This window comes from Lysinibacillus sp. NPDC094177 (assembly GCF_050279145.1).
Lineage (GTDB): Bacteria > Bacillota > Bacilli > Bacillales_A > Planococcaceae > Lysinibacillus.
Window position 1 is genome coordinate 1 of record NZ_JBNNTW010000031.1, and the last position, 4,802, is coordinate 4,802.

Genomic DNA, 4,802 nt, shown 5'->3' on the forward strand with positions numbered 1-4,802 from the left:
TGTCGCTTCGCTTTCGCACAGTTAAAACATTTGTTGCTGTCGCTTCGCTTTCGCACAGTTAAAACATTTGTTGCTGTCGCTTCGCTTTCGCACAGAGCAAAGCTTCCTGGAGGCGTCCGATGAGCCGCTTCGCTGCAGGGTCTCGGGCCAACAGATGTTTTTTGCGCGAAAGCGTAGTGCTAACGCAGCGTCATATATATATCCTTACCAGCGATTCATCGCTATTTTCACCCAGACAACGTATAATAAGAGAAGCAGAAGAAGAATTCATTTTTCCTCTAGTTAAAAAAAGAGGTGCAATTACTTGAAACAGTTTAAAACAGCATTACCTGAGCAGTATGAAACATTAAAAAAACAGGCCAATTATACGTCTAGCTGGCGAGAGCGTTTAGACGCAGTCGAAATTTTATCGGCTTATCAACATGACAAAATCATAGATTTATTAAAAAATCGTATGCAGCATGATACTGTCAACAAGGTGCAATTAGCAGCCTATGAAGCACTCGCGGCGTTTGGTGAGGACGTAGAGAAGCCATCACCTGCACGTTTTGATATTATCAAAGGAACAGACAAAATTTTCCTACGGGTGAAAAAGAGCTTGCCGAAGGACCATACAGTGGCAGACTTTGCGGATAAACTAAAACGTATGCGTTTAGATGTCTTTGATGCGTATGAAGGCGACAAAGGTGTAGAATTTATGAACTGGTTAGAGGAACGTTGGGCAAAACTATAATTAGTAGTTTTGCGATTTATGTATGAAGGAAAGTCATTCTCTCCGCTTGTGGAGGGAATGGCTTTTTCTTATCTTACGCTGCGGTTCATCGAAACTAATATTAAATTGTATTACTTCTTTTCTTTGATCATCTATCTTTATTGTTTAATGATAAAACAAACACCTTATTAAAATAACCTGACCCGTTAGCCATCCATGAAGCACAAAAATTAGTACTTCACCACAGAAAATGAAAGATGATTAAGTTCTTTCATGGGAGTTGAATAAAGAAAAAGGCTATGTTAAAAGAAAAGGTTGATTTATAACGTTAAGGAATCCGCTGTATATGCAAGTTTTTATTCAAAATATGATTCAGTGCAAGTTCTTTTGAACAGCATTGAAAGCTTTGGTGTATCTAAGTTCAAACGATAGTGCATAAAAAGGTGTATATGAATGAAATACAGAAAAACACTTAATACATTGGTATGACAACGTTTTAAGTGTTTTATTTCGTCCCAAAACTTTGATTTTGGAACGTTATTTTGTTAAATTGGTAAAAAATAACTAATTTTGGGGAAACAATATACATTATATCCCCGATAATTGTCATAAAAATCCAATAAGTATAGTGTATCAAATCTTCCCAAAGCGTCGTTTGGAAAGCTTTCCTCGTAGAGGTCACCAAAGTGTCATTTGGGAACATTATTAGGTTTATTTATGTATACATTATAAATCCTTGTTAAACTAAAGCCCCGCGTTAGTATCCTTTTCTTTTTCGTCTCTCTCTTTTATATATCTTTCGTATGCCTCTTTCACCCTATCATTGTCATTGATCGGTACTACTTGTTTGTGAATTTCATTAATTAAAATAAATGATCTAAAAATTACTCCACCAATAATTGCGCATAAGAGATATATACCAATGGGTCCGAGGAAAGCCAAAATACCCAAAAATCCAGCAAATAGAACAGACAATAATAACTTCACAAAAATCCCCCTTTATCCAGCTGCATTAGTTCAATTATAACTTTCCCAAAGCGTCGTTTGGGGAACATACTGTTCATAAACAGCCAAAAGCAAACACCCCACTCATAACTAGAATGGGGTGTATTGTTGCCTATGTAGCTCAATGATCTTCAAGTAAAGCCTATGTTAGAAAAAACTAATTAATTTAGTTGTAGGTCACTTTCTTTTTATTCTACATTAACATCAAAAACAAAAGTTTGTTTTCCTTCAGACCATAGTGTTTTAAGTTGATAAATATAATATCCACTTTCCGATGGCATCGTAATTTCATTATCTTTCATTTCAACAAGATCAGTTGTACCATCTTCATTCAGTTTAGTTACCGTAATTGAAGAAGGGTTTTTATCAATTTCAAATTTAAATGTAGCGTTTTTTTCAACATCTAGTGTATCGAAAAGTTCAGCTATTTCGTTTATATCGGTAGAATGTTTTAAACTAATTTCAACTTTGTCTTTCTGCTCATAATCACTTAGAATCATTATATATTGTTCCCCATTCACAATCACTTTGCCTTCTAGTTGACTAAGAGGATTGTTTGAGGATTTATTGCATCCAGTCAAAATAATAACAATCAATATGGATAAAATTAATTTATTCATTTTATTACTTTCCTTTATTAGATTGTTCCAAAAACGTCGTTTGGGAACTGACGGGACCCCGAATAGCTTAGCAATTAAAAATAAAGGTACAGCGACTAAAATATAACGTACAAAGAAGTATGAAATTAACTTTAATATATCAAAGACTGCACCAACCAAATCATCATCCTTTTTACCCTTTTATGCAGACTGATTCACTAACCTTTTAGAAGTTACGATTAATAGTATTCCAATCAAATAAATGACGGACATCAATAATGAGAAAAACCCGTAATTCACACTAAACAAATAATTTAATCCAAATAGTGGAGTTGTAAAAATCATATATAACGGATAATGAATTGACGATATCATATGTAAAATAGCAGACTGCAAAATTGTCTCTTGAAATTTTGTTATAACATATGCTATCAAACCAGATAAACAACCCAAAGTTAAATAGATACTTAATCCTTTCTTGACACTATTTTTAAGGATTACTTTTTTTACAAATGCCAACAAAGTAATTATAAATAAAACAGTTACAAGTAAATTCAAAATGGTCAAATTAGAGTCAGGATATTTTATTGATGGAAAAAAATTCATTACAAAAGCAATGATATAAGAACAGATTAGAAAAATTAGTGTTTTTTTAGTCATTATTTCACCTCGCATATATCTATTTTTTTCGGAACTCTCTTTATTTAGATTGAACTAAACTACCCATTTACTTTAACGCCAGGAAGTGTCAAAGGTTCCAGTTCTGAATAAAATTACCATTTAAGGAATAACTAAAATCCATTTCTATTTATTGAATAAACCTGCGCCATTGAGGTACAACCTTCCCAAAGCGTCCTTTGGTAACCTTTCATAAAAGAATGTTATTCAATAATATGGCCCGATTGTTGAACGCAAGTTAAACAACGCTATTGAACTAACCTGCCTCGTTAGTGAAAAAGCGACTGCTCTATTGAACAATTGCACTCCGTAAGTAAAACAAGAAATCCATACTTCTATCATTGTTCATTTCCTATTGTCGTATAAATAAGCCGTTTTCTTCAATAATTTCTTTGCATTTTTTAAAACCTATTATCGTCTTAGAATAAATAGGAAACGACAAATCATAATTCCCTATTATCACTGTATCCAGAGAAGGAAAGAAAAAATCTGCGAAATATAGTTCAGTTACTGAGAGTTTCGTTAAAAAGACAAGGGCTTCCACATCTCCTATTTTATAAATACCCTTACTGTGGGAAAATAGTTTTCGAAAGAGATTCGCCTCCGACCGATTTAAGCAACTTAATTTATATTTGAAAGCTTCTTTACTCAATCCTTTTTTATAAATGTGTACATACACTTCACTCTCTTTTAGATGAAAAAGTTGCGTAAAAGTATCCAAGAAATTTGCACCATACTTTAAATTATGATTTTCTCCCAATAACTCAGATGCCTCTTCTTCAGTAAGAACACGATTGAATACGTCCATAATACCGATATGATTGTATAACTCACTTGGCTTTTCAAGAAGCTGAGTGTTAAATCTTTTATATCTTGAATGTAGGATATTGATTTCTTCGTTTGTTGCCAATGTTAATTTCATAATTTACCTCGATTGTTTGCTTGTACTAACATTATTTTATCATCTTGTTCAACTAAACTGCTCCGTTCAATAAAGAAAAAAAGAGCTGCATATGCAACTCATTGTTCTTCAAGTAAAGCACTCCTTTAGTTCAACAGTATTTTCTCTTTATTATTTCTATTGAAGCTTCATCAATACCAGTAATATTGGATATTGATTTTAATTCAATTCCCTCTTTTAATGCTTTTCGTACAGTCGTTATGTTTTGTTTTATTTCAGATATATTATTATTTATACAAAAATGGTCAACAACTAAATAATCATCTGAAACTTCCCCATCCAAGTTGAATTCAATGGAGTATGTCCCAATGTCTGTATCAAAGTAAAAAAAATTCACAGTAAAGAACACAAATGCTTCAACCCTGAAGAAGCTATATTTTAATTCAATGGATTTTTCTTCAACACTAATAAATTCTTCGTATAACTTTCCGTTAAACGTGTCTAAATAGTCATATTTATCTTCCTCACGCCATTTCTTAAAACTTTCCCAAAATCCCTTAATTGTTCGATTTTTTGCATCGTGTTTTCGTTCCCATTCAAGTAAGGTTTTAGCGTTCAAATCAACCACCTCTTTTTATTATCAAGTATATACGATCCTCTGCACGTCTTCTTTGGTTAGTAACAAAACGTCTCCACTTGTTGGAGAAACGCCCCCACTCTAATTTCTTGCCATAGAATACTTTACCTATCAAATATTAACAATGTATTGCCTTATTTTATATATGTAATTTTTTCCTCTCAACTAAACTGCACCGTTAGTTCAATAAGAAAAAAAGAGCTGCCTACGCAACTCAATGGTCTTCAAGTAAAGCATCCGTTAGTGAAAAAGACTTACTTAACTTCAATT

The 4,802-nt window shown here is 32.9% G+C and carries 5 protein-coding genes; 1 reads left to right on the top strand and 4 read right to left on the bottom strand.

All coding sequences use genetic code 11. The annotated features are described in order from the left end of the window. Positions 1–304 precede the first annotated feature (304 nt). Entirely contained in the window at positions 305–733 is a 429-nt protein-coding gene (locus ACQKNC_RS22490) for a HEAT repeat domain-containing protein (protein ID WP_427426916.1), read from the top strand. Positions 734–1,456: 723 nt separating this feature from the next. Here the strand turns inward: ACQKNC_RS22490 and ACQKNC_RS22495 are convergent. From ACQKNC_RS22495 to ACQKNC_RS22510, 4 genes are all read right to left on the bottom strand, one after another. Then, entirely contained in the window at positions 1,457–1,699 is a 243-nt protein-coding gene (locus ACQKNC_RS22495; protein ID WP_427426917.1) for an ATP-dependent Lon protease, read from the bottom strand. A 206-nt stretch (positions 1,700–1,905) separates the two neighbouring features. Further along, entirely contained in the window at positions 1,906–2,337 is a 432-nt protein-coding gene (locus ACQKNC_RS22500; RefSeq protein ID WP_427426918.1) for a hypothetical protein, read from the bottom strand. A gap of 1,009 nt (positions 2,338–3,346) precedes the next feature. Next, positions 3,347–3,916 carry a hypothetical protein gene (locus ACQKNC_RS22505; protein WP_427426919.1) on the bottom strand — a complete coding sequence of 190 codons (570 nt, stop codon included), beginning with the start codon at positions 3,914–3,916 and terminating at the stop codon, positions 3,347–3,349. 130 nt (positions 3,917–4,046) lie between these two features. Continuing rightward, complete coding sequence (locus ACQKNC_RS22510; RefSeq protein ID WP_427426920.1) at positions 4,047–4,514, bottom strand: hypothetical protein; 468 nt, start codon at positions 4,512–4,514, stop codon at positions 4,047–4,049. Positions 4,515–4,802 lie beyond the last annotated feature (288 nt).

Excerpts from the sequence above, each read along its gene's own strand:
- ACQKNC_RS22500 (WP_427426918.1), bottom strand. The coding sequence starts at position 2,337 with ATGAATAAATTAATTTTATCCATATTGATTGTTATTATTTTGACTGGA.
- ACQKNC_RS22505 (WP_427426919.1), bottom strand. The coding sequence starts at position 3,916 with ATGAAATTAACATTGGCAACAAACGAAGAAATCAATATCCTACATTCA.